The sequence below is a fragment of the Sulfurimonas sp. genome (assembly GCF_047622445.1).
In the GTDB taxonomy this organism is placed as follows: Bacteria; Campylobacterota; Campylobacteria; order Campylobacterales; family Sulfurimonadaceae; genus Sulfurimonas.
In genome coordinates this window covers 36,460-53,483 of the sequence record NZ_JBLHOE010000014.1, presented here as the reverse complement: position 1 = coordinate 53,483, position 17,024 = coordinate 36,460, and the positions used below count along the sequence as shown (strand labels likewise).

15 protein-coding genes are annotated in these 17,024 nt (G+C 32.7%); 5 read left to right on the top strand and 10 right to left on the bottom strand.

All coding sequences use genetic code 11. The features are described 5' to 3' along the window. On the bottom strand, nt 1-334 hold a 334-nt coding region (locus tag ACI9TV_RS04940), incomplete at its 3' end, for a GatB/YqeY domain-containing protein (RefSeq protein ID WP_415249653.1). Nucleotides 335-408: 74 nt separating this feature from the next. Between ACI9TV_RS04940 and flgH the strand changes: the two genes are divergently transcribed. Together flgH and ACI9TV_RS04930 are read left to right on the top strand one after the other, a co-directional pair. Continuing rightward, nucleotides 409-1,131: a flagellar basal body L-ring protein FlgH gene (flgH, locus tag ACI9TV_RS04935; protein ID WP_415249652.1), complete on the top strand. Its 723-nt coding sequence runs from the start codon at nt 409-411 to the stop codon at nt 1,129-1,131. Continuing rightward, nucleotides 1,076-2,545 (top strand): hypothetical protein, encoded by a 1,470-nt coding sequence (locus tag ACI9TV_RS04930; protein ID WP_415249651.1) that lies wholly within the window; start codon nt 1,076-1,078, stop codon nt 2,543-2,545. Before flgH ends, ACI9TV_RS04930 begins: the two co-directional genes overlap by 56 nt. A 64-nt stretch (nt 2,546-2,609) precedes the next feature. Here ACI9TV_RS04930 and ACI9TV_RS04925 read toward each other — a convergent pair whose 3' ends face one another. After that, the gene (locus ACI9TV_RS04925; protein ID WP_415249650.1) at nt 2,610-4,148 is read right to left on the bottom strand and encodes a SulP family inorganic anion transporter; all 1,539 of its coding nucleotides are present in this window, start codon (nt 4,146-4,148) and stop codon (nt 2,610-2,612) included. A gap of 172 nt (nt 4,149-4,320) precedes the next feature. On the opposite strand from ACI9TV_RS04925, the gene ACI9TV_RS04920 reads away from it, so the two are divergent. Together ACI9TV_RS04920 and ACI9TV_RS04915 are read left to right on the top strand one after the other, a co-directional pair. Next, nucleotides 4,321-5,364 (top strand): hypothetical protein, encoded by a 1,044-nt coding sequence (locus ACI9TV_RS04920; RefSeq protein WP_415249649.1) that lies wholly within the window; start codon nt 4,321-4,323, stop codon nt 5,362-5,364. Between the two features lie 166 nt (nt 5,365-5,530). Continuing rightward, on the top strand, nt 5,531-6,187 hold the full coding sequence (locus ACI9TV_RS04915; protein WP_415249648.1) for a hypothetical protein: 657 nt from the start codon (nt 5,531-5,533) through the stop codon (nt 6,185-6,187). A gap of 45 nt (nt 6,188-6,232) precedes the next feature. On the opposite strand, the gene ACI9TV_RS04910 is transcribed toward ACI9TV_RS04915, so the two are convergent. From ACI9TV_RS04910 to ACI9TV_RS04895, 4 genes are all read right to left on the bottom strand, one after another. After that, nucleotides 6,233-7,483: a DEAD/DEAH box helicase gene (locus tag ACI9TV_RS04910; RefSeq protein WP_415249647.1), complete on the bottom strand. Its 1,251-nt coding sequence runs from the start codon at nt 7,481-7,483 to the stop codon at nt 6,233-6,235. A 33-nt stretch (nt 7,484-7,516) separates the two neighbouring features. Then, a complete protein-coding gene (locus tag ACI9TV_RS04905; protein ID WP_415249646.1) occupies nt 7,517-8,380 on the bottom strand; it encodes a prephenate dehydratase in 864 nt (287 codons plus the stop codon). Between the two features lie 7 nt (nt 8,381-8,387). Beyond that, nucleotides 8,388-11,015, bottom strand: a complete 2,628-nt coding sequence (locus ACI9TV_RS04900; protein WP_415249645.1) for a valine--tRNA ligase — start codon at nt 11,013-11,015, stop codon at nt 8,388-8,390. A gap of 75 nt (nt 11,016-11,090) precedes the next feature. Beyond that, a complete protein-coding gene (locus ACI9TV_RS04895) occupies nt 11,091-11,915 on the bottom strand; it encodes a GGDEF domain-containing protein (protein WP_415249644.1) in 825 nt (274 codons plus the stop codon). Between the two features lie 173 nt (nt 11,916-12,088). On the opposite strand from ACI9TV_RS04895, the gene ACI9TV_RS04890 reads away from it, so the two are divergent. Continuing rightward, a complete protein-coding gene (locus ACI9TV_RS04890) occupies nt 12,089-14,170 on the top strand; it encodes an ATP-dependent helicase (protein ID WP_415249643.1) in 2,082 nt (693 codons plus the stop codon). On the opposite strand, the gene ACI9TV_RS04885 is transcribed toward ACI9TV_RS04890, so the two are convergent. Genes ACI9TV_RS04885 through ACI9TV_RS04870 form a run of 4 tightly spaced genes read right to left on the bottom strand, consistent with a single transcriptional unit; the run spans nt 14,167 to nt 17,024 of the window. Beyond that, entirely contained in the window at nt 14,167-14,988 is an 822-nt protein-coding gene (locus tag ACI9TV_RS04885) for an EI24 domain-containing protein (protein ID WP_415249642.1), read from the bottom strand. The genes ACI9TV_RS04890 and ACI9TV_RS04885 overlap by 4 nt on opposite strands. Beyond that, on the bottom strand, nt 14,989-15,504 hold the full coding sequence (locus ACI9TV_RS04880) for a YtfJ family protein (RefSeq protein WP_415249641.1): 516 nt from the start codon (nt 15,502-15,504) through the stop codon (nt 14,989-14,991). It lies immediately after the preceding gene. Continuing rightward, on the bottom strand, nt 15,501-16,466 hold the full coding sequence (locus ACI9TV_RS04875) for a DUF3137 domain-containing protein (protein ID WP_415249640.1): 966 nt from the start codon (nt 16,464-16,466) through the stop codon (nt 15,501-15,503). Before ACI9TV_RS04875 ends, ACI9TV_RS04880 begins: the two co-directional genes overlap by 4 nt. After that, nucleotides 16,467-17,024, bottom strand: a complete 558-nt coding sequence (locus ACI9TV_RS04870; protein ID WP_415249639.1) for a LemA family protein — start codon at nt 17,022-17,024, stop codon at nt 16,467-16,469.

Sequence of the window (17,024 nt, the reverse complement as noted above, 5' to 3'; positions counted from 1 at the left end):
CACCAACTTCTTGTATGATAGCACTCACAGCTGAGGATAACTCTTCATCACTCATTTGAGCAGGAAGATAAGGCATATAAAAAGCAATTTCATCAAGTTCTACTTGCATTAAATCATCACGACCTGCCACTTTATATTGTACGATTGAATCATTTCTACTTTTTACTTGTTTTTGGATTATTTTGATGACATCTTCATCGCTTAACTCTTTTCTTTCATCTACTTCTATTTGTTTAAACGCAGATGTTAAAAGTCTTAATGCATCTCTTTTTTTTGTATCTTTTGCTTTCATAGCAGTCTTTACATCTTGGTTAATTGTTTCTCTTAATAACATGGGTACAGCCTTTGTCTTGGAACTAAATTTGCTAGAAGTATAACGAAACAAAGACTAGAATCAAAGAGATATGAATGATAAAAAACTTACTCACCACTATGACACTATTTTGTGCTATACTTTTTTTAAATGGATGTACAGCAGGATTAACTGAGCCTGAGATAAATTTTGAACCACCTCCTTATGTTGAACAGATGCCAGCTAAAGAAGATAAACGAGATTATACTTCAACTGGAAGTATTTTCGGTCAAGGTGAAAATCCTTTGTTTTCAGATCATAAAGCTATGCACAAACATGATATAGTAACAGTAATTATTTCTGAAGCTGCACAAAGTTCTAGTACAGCTGCTAAAGCTTTAACTGAAGATGACACGATGACTTTGGGTGGAGGTGTATTTACTTCTCCTGGTGCTAATGGAGCTGTGAATTCTGCTGTAAACACGCTCAATGGCTTTTCAAACATAGGTTTTGGATCAACAAGTGGTAGCGCTTTTTCAGGCGCAGGAAGTGCAACAAATGATGCTTCATTTACTACAACTGTTTCGGCAAGAATCGTAAAGGTCCTGAGTAATGGAAATTATTTTATCTCTGGTAGTAGAGAAATTTTAATTGATAAACAAAAACAGATAATTAAATTAAGTGGTGTAATTCGTCCATATGATATAGATCAAAACAATAATATTAATTCAGCTCAGATGAGTGAAGCAAAGATACTTTATAAAACACAAGGGGATATTGACCGTGCAACAGAACAAGGTTGGGGAACAAAAATTATACAAGCGGCTTGGCCATTCTAGTTTACTTTTAGTATTAGTATTGACAGCACTTATTTCACAACTGCGTGCAGAATCCTTTGCAGATTTTCGTCGAGACCAATCAAGTGGATTTAAAAACTATAAAGAAGAAAATGATCGTATATTTACTTCTTACTTAAAGTCTGATTGGGAAGCGTATTATCTCAAAGATCCTCTCTCTACATATAAAGAAAAAAAACCTCGCGAGATTTACCCTGCTAGAAACATTGTTGTGAAGAAACAAGGTCCACGTGTTAATATCGAAGTTGAAAAAAAGAAAGCACACCTTGAAACAGTAATTCCAGTTGTAGCAAAAAAAGATATTAATTTTGATTTTTTTGGTACGAAAATAGCTTTAAATATTCCCCAAGGGATGGAAAAGGCAAAGTTTTATCCTCAATCAAAAGAGGGGGTTAGCGCATATTTTGATACTGTTGTACTCTCTCCTTATGAATCTTTAATAAAAAATATAAAAAATATTTCATATGATTTGAACCTCAATGATTGGGGAAAGTATATGTTGATTACAAAGTTAAGTGATGCTATCTTTGTAAACCAAGATGAATCTAGGTTACTGTCATGGTTTATATTTAACAAGCTTGGCTATGCGGTTCGTGTTGGTTTAGCTAACAGACACGTTGTAGTAATGCATTACAGTGAAAAAACTATATACGCAACACCAAACTACAATATTGCAAAGAAGAAGTTTTACATAGTTTCTAACTATACCAAAGGAAATGCAGGTAAAGTTTTTACCTATAAACAAAACTATCCAGAGGCAGATAAGCCATTAGATTTATCGATGAAGTCTTTACCAAAATTTGTACAAAAGAGAATGGAAAAAACATTACACTTTATGCAGTACGGTGAAAGATACGATATAAAATATACTTACAATCAAAACCTAATCGATTTTATGGCTACATACCCACAGGCTGATTATGAAACATTTTTTAATGCCCCTCTTGATAACTCTTCATATAGAGAAATAGCTGCAGAGTTAAAAAAATATATCAATGCTAAGCAAGCAAGTGTAACGCTTAATTTTGTTTTAAATTTTGTTCAAAACGCATTTAAGTATGAAGTTGATTCTCAGCAGTTTGGTCGAGAAAAAGTAATGTTTGCACAAGAAACACTTTACTATGATAAATCAGATTGTGAAGACAGGGCAATATTATTTTCTTATCTTGTTAAAGAATTATTTCACATTGATGTAGTGGGCGTAAAGTACAAAGATCATATGGCAACTGCTTTATACATTCCAATTAAAGGTGATGGAGTTAAGATTTATAATAAAAAGTATATTATTGCAGACCCAACATATGTTAACGCTTCTATTGGTCAAAGTATGCCTAAGTATAGAAAGATTAAACCTAATAGCTTTATTTTTGTAAAGCGAAAAAAAGAAAAAGAATAGAAGATTGATTATTCTCAAGGTTACTTTGACGGTAAGCCCTTGAGAATATTAAAGGAAATTCAGTTTAGTAATTAAATGCTACTTTATATGTTGGATCATCTTCTTCGTAAGAACAGTGTGGTCCAGCAAGTTTGAGGATAGCTTTACAGTCAGCTGACAAGTGACGAAGAAGTAAATTTTTCCCTGCTTCTTCGTATTTTTTTGTAATCATATCAATTGCTTCAACACCAGATGCATCCATAACTCTTGCTTCTTTAAAGTCAATCACAACTTTAAGAGGATCATTAGCTATATCGAAATTATCGCCAAATGTAGTAGCACTACCAAAGAAAAGTGGACCATCAAGTTCATAGACTTTTGTTCCATCTTCTTCTGTATGCTCTTTTGACCAAATTTTTGCATGCTTCCAAGCGAAAGCAAGTGCAGACATAATAACACCAGCTATTACTGCAATAGCTAAATCTTCAACCACAGTAATAATTGTTACGGCTACCATTACAAAGGCATCAGTACGTGGCATTTTGTTGAGTCTAGAGAAGCTTGACCATTCAAATGTACCGATACTTACCATGAACATGATTCCAACAAGAACTGCAACCGGAATGGCATTTAAAACACCACTCATTGAAACAACAAGGATGATAAGACCAACTGCTGCTACAAATGAGGAAAGACGTCCAATACCACCAGAAGTGTAGTTAATGATTGATTGACCGATCATCGCACAACCAGCCATACCACCAAAGAAACCACATGTGACATTTCCAGTTCCTAAAGCAATACACTCTTTGTTAGCAGAACCACGTGTATTACTAAGTTCATCTAAAACAGAAAGTGTAAGAAGTGATTCGATGACTCCAACCATTGCAACTATTACAGCATAAGGAAGAACAAGTAAAATTGCATCAAAAGAAAAGAGATACATAGGCATTTCAAAAGCAGGCATTTGCCCAGTGTATTTACTCATATCATCTAAGCCACTTAAAAGTAGTGTATTTGCACCAGTTAGGTAAACTCCTAAAGTTATAGCAACTATTGCTACGAGACCAGCTGGAATTGCTTTTGTAAACTTTGGTAATATAAACATAATGGCCATAGTTGCGGCTACAAGAAGATACATCATATACCCTTGACCTTCAAAGAATGTAAACTGAGCAGTACCGATAACAATCGCTAAACCATTTACAAATCCATGAATAGCAGGAGTAGGAACAAGACGAATAAATTTACCAAGTTTGAGTGCTCCAATTGCTATTTGAATAAGTCCAGCTATAACAGTGGCAAGAAGTATATAATGAAGAATTCCCATTGCAATAGCATCTTTATCAAGCCCTTGTGCTGATAAAATACCATTTGCTTCAAGTGATAAACCAACAAGTACAACGGCAACAGAACCAGTAGCTCCTGAAACCATTCCTGGCTTTCCACCAATAAGGGCAGTAATAAGACCTAGAATAAATGCAGTGTAAAGTCCGACTATCGGACTAACACCTGCAATAACAGAAAATGCTATGGCTTCAGGAACTAAAGCAACGGCTACAACGAGACCAGAGAGAATATCATTTTTAATATTACTTGCTGAATATTTTTTTAAATCAAACAATTTTAGTACCTTAAAATAGAATATTTATTATTTGCGAATTATATCTAACTGGCTATAAATATTTACTTTTTAATCTCCAATTTACTTAACTAATTGTAAATTATTAAATTTATTTAATAGTTTAGAACATTTACCGATAGTATTAATTGCTTATATATTTAAAAGGTGTACTATGCAATTATCAACATCCCTTCAAAATACTTTTCCTATCCCATTAGGTACAATATTATCACAGCAAACTTCTATTACTCCAACAGAACAAATAAATGAAAAAACAAATTCAATAAATAAAAATGCATATGACTATTTTGATTTAGGTACTGATTTAAGCCAAAATATGACAACTGATTTAACACAAGAAAAGACTAATAAAGAGCTTGTAAATTATCTTACTAGTTTAATGAATAATTCAACTAGTGAAGGTAAAAATAACTTAAATGCTTTTGATACAAAATATAGCTCTACACTTTTTTTTCAACTTACAAAAGTAGAGTCACTTGGAAGTAAAATAACATCTGAGCTAATGCTTGAGTATGAAAATCATAAAGCTATTTCATATGAAGAACTTGATAATTTTACGATCATAGGCTATGGTGGAGAAAAAATCTCCAACATGAATAGAGATGAAGTATTTGAATTTTTAGGAGATGATGCAGAAAAATTAATTAAGAGATTTGGAACAGTAATTGGTGTTGATTTTGATGATAGACAAAAACAATATGCTCATGAACAAGCCACACAGGAATATATTCCTGATCCAGATAAGATAAAGTACTTCAATAACTTTGAAGAGATTACTAAAGATGAAGATTACAAAATAAGATTAAATGAGTTTAAAAATCTCTACTCATTGAGTGATGAGTTTTCTCAAACACAAGAGTTTAAAGAGAATTATGAAGTTTACCAAGAACAAGTATCTCAAACAATTAAAGAAGCACATAAAAATAAACAAGATATTAAAGATTACGTAGGAGCAGAAAGTTTTATAACTTCTGAAGTAGTAAAAAATAGTTATTCAAGATCAGAAGTGATTGAAGACTATACCAATAGAAGAGATGCCCTACAAGAACTCTTACAATCAGATAGAGATGATTCTAGTCGGAATATTGGTGCTACCTATGTTAAAAAAATAGAGGATGCTATTTCTATGTATGACACAATGGTAAAAGATTTAAAAGATATGTGGGGATATGGAAACCTAGATATTAACAATTAATAATATTTATTAATTTAAGAATTGTTTAAGTTCTATTTAGTGATAATATATGAAATATTTATTCAAAAGGTATTTTAATAAATAGGAGTTACCATGAAAAAAATCATATCCATTTTCTTAGTTCTTAGTGCAACACTTTTTGCTAGTACAGCCTATATAATTCAAGTTGTTTCTGTTACCGACGGCTATACTTTATTATAATATTTCTACTAAGTCTGATAATATAAGTGTCTCTACACCTAAACAGATTGTTTCAGAACTAGTAGAAATAGATTATACTAACAAGGTATCAGAACCGATTAAAATAGATTTTACAGAGAAAGTACTAGAAATTAAAGCAAAAATAGATGATAAAAAATATATTTTATCTAGCTCAAATGTTGGTACCTATCAAATATCGCTATATAGTTATTCTCAAGGAGTGGATACAAATCAGACAGAATCTTTATTTTGTATATTAAAACTAAGAGAAGAAGATCTTGTATTTACATTAGCTATCAGTAAAATACAGATTAAATATGCAGATGAGTTATTTATTAGCGTAACAACAGATAAAGTACATACAGTTATAGAAGATGCCTATATATTGAAAAATATAGAAGGAAATATACAGTACTCTTTAGAATTAATTTTATATGATGATTATGTGGATTTGGCATTAAACAAGTTAGGTAAAAAATTAAAACCCAATTTAATTATAAACCCTAATATTAAAAATAATTTAACACGTTTATCTTTCCCTAAAGATGAGGGTTTCCCCACAGAGCTTGCTGATACTGAGAAGTTGATAAAACCAACTCAATTTAAAATGTTACAAAAGTAGCAAAAATAAAATAACACTCGTTGTCTAATATATTTAGGAGAGCGTTTAATTATTTTTTGCTGTTTCTTTTTCTCTAAGTTTATCTTTTTTACTCTTTTTCTTTCCCTTTACCGGGGCAGGGCCTTTTTCTTTTTTTCTTACTTCAGCACTTAATTCAAAACTTTCAATCGTTTCACGCTTAAGTGTAATATTTGAGCGCTTTTCTATAAGTGTAAAATGAGCTTCACTTTCATAATCTATAAAAGAGATGGCTAAACCAGATTTTCCTGCACGAGCAGTTCTTCCAATACGGTGAATATAATCAGTAGGAGAACGTGGAAGGTCAAAGTTAATTACACAAGAGATATCATCTATATCTAAACCACGAGAAACTAAGTCAGTGGTGAAGAGTATATTTATTTTTTTGTCTTTAAACGCTTGTAAGGTTATATTTCTTTCTTCTTGATCTAAGTCTCCATGAAAAGATTGGGCATTCAATCCATGCTTCTTAAATTTCATAGCAATGTTATCTGTTGCACGTTTATTTGCCATAAAAACTAAAGTTTGCCCTAGTTTTTCTTCTTTAATGAGATGTCTTAAAAGTGGGGAACGGTTTTCATTATTTACTAAGATAACTCTTTGTTTTATTTTATCTACTGTTTCTTCTTCACCCTCAATACTTACATTGACAGGGTGTGGAGTAATACGACTTGCAATGTTTAAGACTTTTTCGGGGTAGGTTGCTGAAAAAAGAAGATTTTGACGTTCTTTAGGAATTTCTTGTAAAATAGCGTCAAGTTCCTCTGCAAATCCTAAATCAAGCATTTTATCTGCTTCATCTAAAACTAAAAATTCTAAATGAGATAAGTTCATTTGCTTTTTAGAGAAGATATCAAGAAGTCTTCCTGAAGTGGCTACAACAATATCACAACCTTGTTGTACATCATAGAGTTGTTGTCCAATTCCTTCACCACCAATAAAAGATACAACTTTTACTTTTTGACTTAAATAGGTACTAAAAGTTTCAAAAGTTTGGCTAATTTGAAGCGTTAGTTCTCTTGTTGGAGTTAAAACAAGAACTCTAATTCTTGACTTTTTATAATCGTCTTTTGCTTTTCTTTGCTGAAGTAGTTCCAAAATAGGCAGAACAAAACTAGCACTTTTTCCAGTTCCAGTTTGTGCTTTAGCCATAATGTCTTCACCCTCAAGGATAAGCGGTATGACTTTTTCTTGGATAGGAGTTGGTGTGATTATATTATTTAATACAAGGGCTTTATTTATATTAGCAGATAATTTTAATTGTGAAAATGATGGCATAGCTTCATCCTAAAATAGTTTGTGCCATTGTAGCTAATGCGTACTAAAACTGTTCATAATTTCTCGATATGGGTCTCTTTTAAAAACACCTAATAATTTGACTTCATCTGCGAAAAATCTTAATTCTTCCAAGGCAAGTTTTAATCTGTTTTCATCTATATGAGCATCAATGTCTACATGAAATTGGCTTGCATCCATACATCCAGTCATAGAATAACTTTCAAGTTTAATGAGATTAATTCCATTTGTTGCAAAACCACCTAAAGCTTTATATAAAAATGAAGGTATATTTCTAACATTAAATACAAGCGACGTAATATAAGGGATATTTTTATCGTAAGTTGGAATGATATTTTCTTTTGAAAGGATGAGAAATCTTGTGGTATTACCTTTATAATCGCCAAAATCATTATCTAATATTTCTAAATCATATAACTGTGCAGCTAGATTTGATGCAACAGCAGCATGCTGTTTATCGTTAAGCTCTTTTAACTCTTGAGCTGCACCTGCAGTATCAAATTTTGCAATTACTTCAAACTTATGTTCTCTTAACTTTTTATGGCATTGGGCAAGGGCTTGGGGGTGGGATGAAACATACTTTATATCTTCAATGCTTGCACCCTTTAAAGCTACTAAACAGTGGTTTACAGCTTCAAAGTGCTCATCTAAAATATGTAATGACATCTTAGGTATTAATCTGTATATCTCTTCTACTCTACCAGCTGAAGAGTTTTCAATAGGTATCATTGCTAAATCTGCTTTGCCATTTTCAACTAATTGTAATGCATCTTGAAAAGTATCGCATGCGATAGCTAACGAGTCAGGAAAAACATTTTTATACGCAAGGTGAGAATAAGCACCTTGAATACCTTGATAAGCAATGATTTTATTTTTCATTTTAAACCTACTCTAGAGAAGTTAGTTGTTCTTGAACCTTCACTTGTTTTGTTTTTGCATCTTCAAGTGCTTCACGATTTTTTGCTAAAACATCTTCTGGTGCATTTGCTACAAATCTTTCATTTTTAAGCATACCACCAACTTTATCTATCTCTTTTTGCAGTTTTTCATCTTGTTTTGTAAGTTTAGCGATGATAGAACTTAAATCAATTGAGTCAGTTGGTATAAAAGTCTCACAAGTATCAGCAATATCACTTACTGAGTTTTCTATTTTTATGTCTGTAAATTCTACATCTGTAACTTTTGCAAGTCTAAGAATAAATGGAAGCATCGCAGTTTTATCTTGCTCACTTATCCCATCAATTTTTACAAATGCTTTTTCAATTTTTTGGTTTGCTAAATCAACAAGAACCTTCGCACGACGAATTGATACAATCGCATCCATGATGATTTCAAATTTACGTTCTTCTTTCTCTCTCTTTTTTGTTTTATGAGGATATGGCATTAGCATGATAGATTCGCCAGTCTCAAGTGAAGTTCCAGAAAGCTCATGGTAAAGATACTCTGTAATGAACGGCATAAATGGGTGAAGTAACTTCATAGCTTCTTTAAAAATAGCTCCAAGTTCTACAATAGAGTCTTTGTCAGCTTTAGAAAGCTCAATTCCCCAACCACAAAATTCATTCCAGATAAATTTATAAAGAACAAGTGCCGCATCATTGAATTTATACTCATCCATATATGAACGAACTTCTTTAGTAGCAAAATTTAGACGAGATGCCATATACTTTCCAAGATCTGTCTCTAAACAAAATCCACTTAAGTCTGGAAAAGTTTCAACATTCATTTGTAGGTATTTACTTGCATTGTAAAGTTTGTTCGTAAAGTTACGGTTTTGCTCTAGTTTATCTGTACTCATACGGATATCACGACCTTGAGCTGCAGAAACTGCTAAAGTGAAACGTAAGATGTCAGCAGAGTAAGTATTTACCATATCAAGAGGATCAATTACATTACCCTTTGATTTAGACATCTTGTCGCCTTTTTCATCACGCACTAGAGCATGAAGATAAATATGATTAAATGGAAGTTGACCGTTAAAGTGTTCACCCATCATCATCATTCTAGCTACCCAGAAAAACAAAATATCAAAACCAGTGATAAGAAGCGTATTTGGATAAAAGTCTTTCATATCATTTGATTGAAACAATTTATCCATTTCTGTATCACCATTTCCCCAACCTAGAGTTGAAAAAGGCCATAGAGCAGATGAGAACCATGTATCTAAAACATCAGGATCTTGAGTTAGATTTTTACTAGAACATTTGGGACAGTTTGAAGGCGCATCTTCTTGTGAAGCAAACTCATGATCACAATCATCACAGTAAAAGATTGGAATCTGATGTCCCCACCATAATTGACGAGATATACACCAATCACGTAGTTCACCCATCCAAGAGTTGTATGAGTTTATCCAATGAGGTGGAAAAAATGTAGCTTCACCAGCATTTGTTTTAGCGATTGATTTATCAGCTACTTCTTTGCGTAAAAACCATTGTCTAGATATGTATGGCTCAACAATATTTTTACATCTGTAACAATGTCCAACTTGATGTTTATGATCTTCTATCTTCACCATAAAACCTTCTTCTTCAAGACGTTTTACAATGATTTCACGAGCTTGTATTCGCTCTAAACCTTTAAATTCACCAGCATAATCATTTAAAATACCTTTTTCATCAAACACTGTGATAAATTCTAAATCATGACGTTTTCCAACTTCATAATCGTTTTGATCATGTGCCGGAGTTACTTTAACAACACCCGTTCCAAAATCCATGTCAACATGAGTGTCGGCGATGATAGTTACTTCACGATCAAGCAATGGAAGACGAATTTTTTTACCTAGTAAAGCGGTGTAACGTGTATCATCAGGATGAACCATAACCGCGGTATCGCCAAAGTATGTTTCAGGTCTTGTCGTAGCTACTTCAACGTGACCACTTCCATCAGCAAAAGGGTACTTGATGTGGTAAAACTTCCCATCATGATCTTCATGTTCTACTTCGATATCACTAAGTGCGCCATCATGTGTACACCAGTTCACCATGTAGTTTCCACGAATTATGAGACCTTCGTTATAGAGATGAAGGAAAGATTCTTTTACAGATTTTTGTAAACCCTTATCCATAGTAAAACGCTCTCTCTCCCATGAAGGAGAAACACCCATATGACGAAGTTGTTCTGTCATAATTCCGGCAGATTCTTCTTTCCAAGCCCACACACGTTCGAGAAATTTCTCACGTCCAAGTTCTTCTTTTGTAGTTCCTTCAGCTAGAAGTTGTTTCTCTACAACATTTTGTGTAGCGATTCCTGCATGGTCTGTTCCTGGTTGCCAAAGAGTTTTGTAACCATCCATACGTTTGTAACGAGTGATGATATCTTGAAGTGTGAATGTAAGTGCATGACCAATGTGTAGACGACCAGTGACATTTGGTGGTGGCATCATAATAGAGAAGTTTTTTCCCTCTTGTTGAATCGCTTTGTTTGCGTCAACTTCGAAGTACTTTCGCTCTTCCCATATTTTATAAAACTTGTTTTCTGTATTTTGTGGTTCGTAAGCTTCTGATGCCATATAATTACCTTAAAATTTCTAATTTAATTCGCGATTATATCTAAAGTGAGGAAAGTGTTTGCTTAGAGTGGGGTTTTAGTCTATCCCTGTGATTCTTTTTTTGATTTTTATCTTATCTTTATACATATTTTTATCTGCATGTTCAATGACGGAAGCTAACAAATCACCTTTCTTAAATTCGTAGGTACCTATGGAAAAACTTATTCTAAATGAGTGCTCTTTAGTTTTTAATTTTTTTGCAATGATCTTTTCTCTAATTGCATCAATCTTTTTAAAAGCTGCATCTTGGTGGACCCCTTGGGCACAAAGAACAATGAACTCATCCCCACCATATCGCACAACATTTTCTTTAGCAGATTTAAGTTGGTTTGCCATAAAAACTAAAACTTTATCTCCGACAACGTGACCATGAGTATCGTTTACAAGTTTAAAAAAATTTAAATCAATCATAACTAAAGTACCGTCTTTGGTAAAACTGTCAGAACTATTATCAATAAACTTATCATGCATCCATTTTCTATTGTACGCATGTGTTAATTCATCTCTATATACAGCTTCTTTAAGTTTTTCAATTTCTTGTCTCAATTCGTTAGTTTCTTGTAAAACTTGAGTTAAAAGAGCTTCATCTTTATCCTTGATGGCGGTAATAGCTTTATTTGTATTGGTACTTAGTTTTTTTGCATTATCTAAATTTCTATCATCGAAGATTTGAGCTATTTGAATTTTTTGATTTAAAAGTGTATTTGTTAATTTTTCTTCATCCTCTAAAGGTGTTCCATGTGTTGTAGCATGTTTTTCAAAAAAAGATTTATATATGCTTGGAGTAACAATACTTATATTATGGACTGAGTCTATAGTTTCATTTGAGATGATTTTCAATATATCGTTATTATTTTCCATTATATAAATTACCTTTAATATTAGTTGTAAATAATTATATCACAAAAAATAATATTTGTTATATTTGTAAAGACAATTTGTGGATAATATTGAAAATTTGTGACTTCAGAGATAAGTTTAAAATAGAAGAGGTATAATCTCATTCTTAAAATCCAAATGTAGGAAGTATTTATATGCCACTATCACGTCTTAATAAAGAACAATATGCAGCGGCAACTTCCTCAGACTCTGAGAATCTAATCATCGCTTCAGCGGGTACTGGAAAAACATCTACCATTGTGGGTAGAATAGGGCATCTTTTAGGTTCTGGAGTTAAACCACAAGAAATTTTACTTCTTACTTTTACAAACAAGGCTGCCGCAGAGATGGTTGAGCGTGTAGCTGAGTATTTTGGTAAAGATGTAGCTTCAAAAATTGATGCAGGTACTTTTCATGCCGTGTCCTATAGATGGTTGAAAAAACAAGATCAAAAAGTTGTTCTAAAACAGCAACGTGAACTTAAAACTCTTTTTAGAAGTGTATTTGAAAAACGAAACTTTATGAATATAGAAGCAGAAGTTACACCTTATGGTGGTAATTATTTGTATGATGTATATTCTTTTTACCAAAACACAGAACTTGAACGTGATTTTGAAGCTTGGGTTGGCGAAAAATATGAAGAGCATCAACAATTTGCAATGATATATGCAGATATTGTTGATGAGTTTGAGGCTTTAAAAAAAGAGTATGGCTTTGTAAATTTTAATGATTTACTTCTAAATTTTAGAGATATTTGTAAAACAAAAGACTTAGGTTATAAAGAAGTCTTAGTTGATGAGTACCAAGATACAAATGCACTTCAAGGTACACTTATAGATGCAATAAAACCACCATCACTCTTTTGTGTTGGGGATTATGATCAGAGTATTTACGCTTTTAATGGTGCAGACATTTCCATAATTGGTTCATTTTCTACAAAATTTCCAGATGCAAAAGTGCATACACTAACAAAAAATTATCGCTCTACTTTACCTATTCTTTCTCTTGCGACAAAGGTAATAGAACATAATGAAAGAATCTATCCTAAACAGTTAGAGGTAACAAGGAATGCACCTGCCCAAGCACCAAAACTTTTAGCTTATGATGAATTATTTGATCAGTACCATGCAATGGCAGCAAAGATTAGAGACTCTCAAACTCCACGTGAAGAGATAGCTGTCATCTTTAGAAACAATTCATCTGCTGATGGGATAGAAGTAGGACTTCGTGAATTAGACATTCCATGTAAGCGTAAAGGTGGAACAAGCTTTTTTGATTCTAAAGAAGTAAAAGCGGTACTAGATTTATATACACTTCTTGTAAATGAAGCGGATATGATGAGCTTTATTCACCTCTTTGAGTTTGCACGTGGAGTTGGTTCTGCTATGGCTAAAGAGATGTACCTTGCACTTAAAAACTTAGGTCATGGAAGTATATTTTATGGTTTGTATGCAGCAGATGAGTCTATTAAAAATCCATTTGAGAAAAGGAAGGTTTCACATCAACTTGGTCTTTTTGATGAGTTTTTAGAACTGGGTGCTGTTGGTAAGTTCGCTAAACTTGGGTTTGAAGCGAAGTTTATGAAAAACCCTATACTTAAGCATCCAAAACTTACAAAAGATGGGGCGAGTTTCTTACACGATTTTTACTTGTTATATCGTGACTTAAAAGGGATGAAGCAACCTCGTACTATCATACGTAAAATCGTAGCTTCATCTATGTATAATCGTATCTCAGATGTACTCTCAAGCAAACGTGCACAACTAAAAGATGGAAGTATAGATGAGAAGCAAAAAACAGAATCACTTTCTCGAATCACAAGAAAAATGTTACTTTTAGAAGAATTATCTAAACCGTATTCAGAACATGAAAGATTTTTAAATGCTATGATTTTAGGTTCATCTGACTTAACACAAGGTGAGGGGGTCAATCTTTTAAGTGTTCATGCTTCCAAAGGATTAGAATATAAAGAAGTATATGTAATTGACTTGATGGATGGAAGATTTCCAAATCGTAAGCTTATGCAAAAGGGTGGTTCTCTTGATGAGGAAAGACGACTTTTTTATGTGTCTGTTACAAGAGCAAAAGATATTTTGTATCTTTCTTTTGCAAAGTATGACAAGATGAAAAAACTAAACTTTATGCCTTCGCAGTTCTTATACGAAGCTGGACTTGTTCCAAAAGATGAAGCCTATAGAGCTTTGGTTTTAAAAGAAGCAGAGAAAGAAGAAAGTTAAGCTTCTATAGTCGCTTCACTCCCTGCTATTTTTCTTGCCTCATTCTCTCTCATTTCTCTAATACCGGTGAAGTAAGTATTTCCTAAATAAATTACATAAAATATTGCTCCAAAAAAGACTGCAAAGGGAATTAAAGATACAAGATAAAGGGCTAATGTTTTTAGTCTTAAATCAGTTCCATTTCTAAACTTCATTGTATGGTCCTCTTCTTCTGTTGCAATATTTGAAGCTACATCAAATGTCATAACCTTATGAAAGAAGTAATAAAGTGGAAAGTTAAATGCGACAATATTTATAAGTGGTATAAAATATAGAGGAATAAAAAGAATAAAGAGTAAAATCATCACGAAGGCCCATTTCACAACATAGAGTATACCTGTGAGTATGTTTGTATATCCGATCATTTCTACATCTTTATAATGTCTACGTTGCAGTTCTTTTAGGACAAAGGGTGTTAAAAATCCTATGACTAAAAGCGCTACGATAATAGAGACATACAAAGTCATAAACCCACCAATAGCGTAGATGAGAAATGTTGCAATCCATGATGTAATAGCATGGCTCATAAGAAACTTAATAATAGCAGTTCCCTCAAGTTGTGCTTCAAGTGTTTCAGTATGCGGTACACCGTTTTGCATAGTGGTTGTACTACTTTGTACATCGAGTGAACCTAGTGCATCAAGCCCAGCTCCCGCTAGTAGAAAGAAAAATGTATACATAATTAGCATAGAAATGATAAAAGGCATAAGTGCATACTTAAGCATTTGCATCGATAAAAAGTCTTTTATACTGAGAAAAAATAGATTTTGATTATTCATTTATAGCTCCTTATTTAGTAGAAATAAAAACTTTTCAATATCTTTATTTTCCATTTTACCAGACTTGAAAAATAAAACTTTACCGTGAGTAGAAAAAAGTATAATATTTGACGCATCATCAGGTAGTTGCCATTCTTTGACAAGTATACTTGCTTTGTCTTTTACGTAAATAGTATCTGGAAATTCTTCTTGCTTGGTTTGTAAGATACTTTCTATAACAAAGTTTGGTTTCCACGTTGCGGCCAAGTTAATAATAGCAATACTTGCAAATTTATTTTTATCAAAAGCTTTAGCCTTTAAAAGTTTATTAAAGTGAGAATTGGTATCTTTTTCATCTGGATCAACATAAAACAATACAAAAGTTTTGTCTTTTATAGATGTAGAACTCCATGAATTTCCTTCATCTGACACAAGCCCTCCATCATCTCCTTGTATTGTTATATTTGTAGGGATATCTCCGACATTAATGGCGAATAGATTTAGATAGACAAGTATACTAAATAGTATAATTTTCATTGTTTGCTCCATAATTTTTGATTGAGTTGTAATTCTTCTACGATACCTATACATAGGTGAAGTGACTGGACGTATTCCATCGCAATCTTATAGTCTAATAGTGAATGAAAGATAGATGGCTCAAAGAGGTCTTTGTTATACTCGATAGCCATATGGATAGATGCGCCAATAAAAGAGATGTACACATTATGTTTTGAGCGTTTTTTAAAGACAAGAAGTTTTTCCATAAGTGAATGTGAAAGAATATATCTAGCTTCTATTTGATCATTAGAGTAGACAACAAATGCTTTTTCAAACTTTGGATTATCCATTTTAACGAGTTCTTCTCTTGATATATTGTTCGATTGTAACCATCCACCTATAAAATCTCCAAAAGTACTCTGGGCAGTGTCGGGTAAAATGACAGTGGTACCTTTAAAATGTTTATGAAAATCAGCAACGATAAAAAGACCTTGAAATACAGTAGTCCAACTATCCTGATTCTTTGAACTTTTTGATTTTTTTTCAACATGAATATCGGAAAACTCTATATGAACATCATCTATCTTTCCATGTACAAAATCATTTCCCGAAAATCTATCGATTTGAGAGTTGAAAAGTTTAGAAGTTTCAAAATGTCTTTGTGAAATATGTTGCTCTGGCACATAACTAAGATTGGAATCAAGCTCTGTTATAAGTGGTAAAATGATTTTTTCTTTAAATTCTTTTGTATAGTCTTTAATAAGCATTTTATAGATAATACCACCAAGAATAAAATATCCAAAAGCAAAGAACATCATAATGTTAGATTCGCCATGTGTTGCAGAAAATATAAAGGAGTAAAGAATAAGGGTAAAGATGGTAAAAAGAATGCCAACTACAACAATTCTATGGCGTAATTGTTTTCTATTTTTCTCAAGTACTTCTAATGGCTTGAAAAGTACTTGGTAGTAAAAATTAGTGAGTTGACTAAGACTTTTCATCTAGGTGTTAAATAGCTCTTTAACATTTATGTTTTCTCTTTGGGTCTCACTAATTTCAAAAACATCCTTTTTAGTATAACGCATAGCACTTGCCATAAAGTTTGAAGGAAACATTTCTATTGCATTGTTGTAGTCAGTTACTGCTTGATTAAAGGCACGACGAGAAGCTGCAATTTGTTCTTCTACTTCATTAAGACTTCTTTGAAGATGCATAACATTTTCATTTGCTTTAAGATCTGGATAATTTTCAACGGCAACCATAATAGAGCCAAGAGCCGCTGTTACTTTTGCATCAAGATTCATTTTGTGTGCATCAGAAATATTTGGCTTATTTGCCTCAGCACGTAGTTTTGTGACTTCGGTGAAGAGAGACTTTTCATGTTCCATATATTTACTGACAGTAGCAACAAGATTTGGGATGAGGTCATATCTTTTTTTAAGTTGTGTATCAACACTTGCAAAAATGTTTTTTACTTGATTTTTCTTAGCAACAAGAGAGTTGTACATAAGGATAAGAGCAATAACAATTACTCCAAAGATGATTAAGTTTGTTGACAT

Excerpts from the sequence above, each read along its gene's own strand:
- flgH (WP_415249652.1), top strand. The coding sequence starts at position 409 with ATGATAAAAAACTTACTCACCACTATGACACTATTTTGTGCTATACTT.
- ACI9TV_RS04920 (WP_415249649.1), top strand. The coding sequence starts at position 4,321 with ATGCAATTATCAACATCCCTTCAAAATACTTTTCCTATCCCATTAGGT.
- ACI9TV_RS04910 (WP_415249647.1), bottom strand. The coding sequence starts at position 7,483 with ATGCCATCATTTTCACAATTAAAATTATCTGCTAATATAAATAAAGCC.
- ACI9TV_RS04905 (WP_415249646.1), bottom strand. The coding sequence starts at position 8,380 with ATGAAAAATAAAATCATTGCTTATCAAGGTATTCAAGGTGCTTATTCT.
- ACI9TV_RS04900 (WP_415249645.1), bottom strand. The coding sequence starts at position 11,015 with ATGGCATCAGAAGCTTACGAACCACAAAATACAGAAAACAAGTTTTAT.
- ACI9TV_RS04895 (WP_415249644.1), bottom strand. The coding sequence starts at position 11,915 with ATGGAAAATAATAACGATATATTGAAAATCATCTCAAATGAAACTATA.
- ACI9TV_RS04890 (WP_415249643.1), top strand. The coding sequence starts at position 12,089 with ATGCCACTATCACGTCTTAATAAAGAACAATATGCAGCGGCAACTTCC.
- ACI9TV_RS04885 (WP_415249642.1), bottom strand. The coding sequence starts at position 14,988 with ATGAATAATCAAAATCTATTTTTTCTCAGTATAAAAGACTTTTTATCG.
- ACI9TV_RS04880 (WP_415249641.1), bottom strand. The coding sequence starts at position 15,504 with ATGAAAATTATACTATTTAGTATACTTGTCTATCTAAATCTATTCGCC.
- ACI9TV_RS04875 (WP_415249640.1), bottom strand. The coding sequence starts at position 16,466 with ATGAAAAGTCTTAGTCAACTCACTAATTTTTACTACCAAGTACTTTTC.
- ACI9TV_RS04870 (WP_415249639.1), bottom strand. The coding sequence starts at position 17,024 with ATGTCAACAAACTTAATCATCTTTGGAGTAATTGTTATTGCTCTTATC.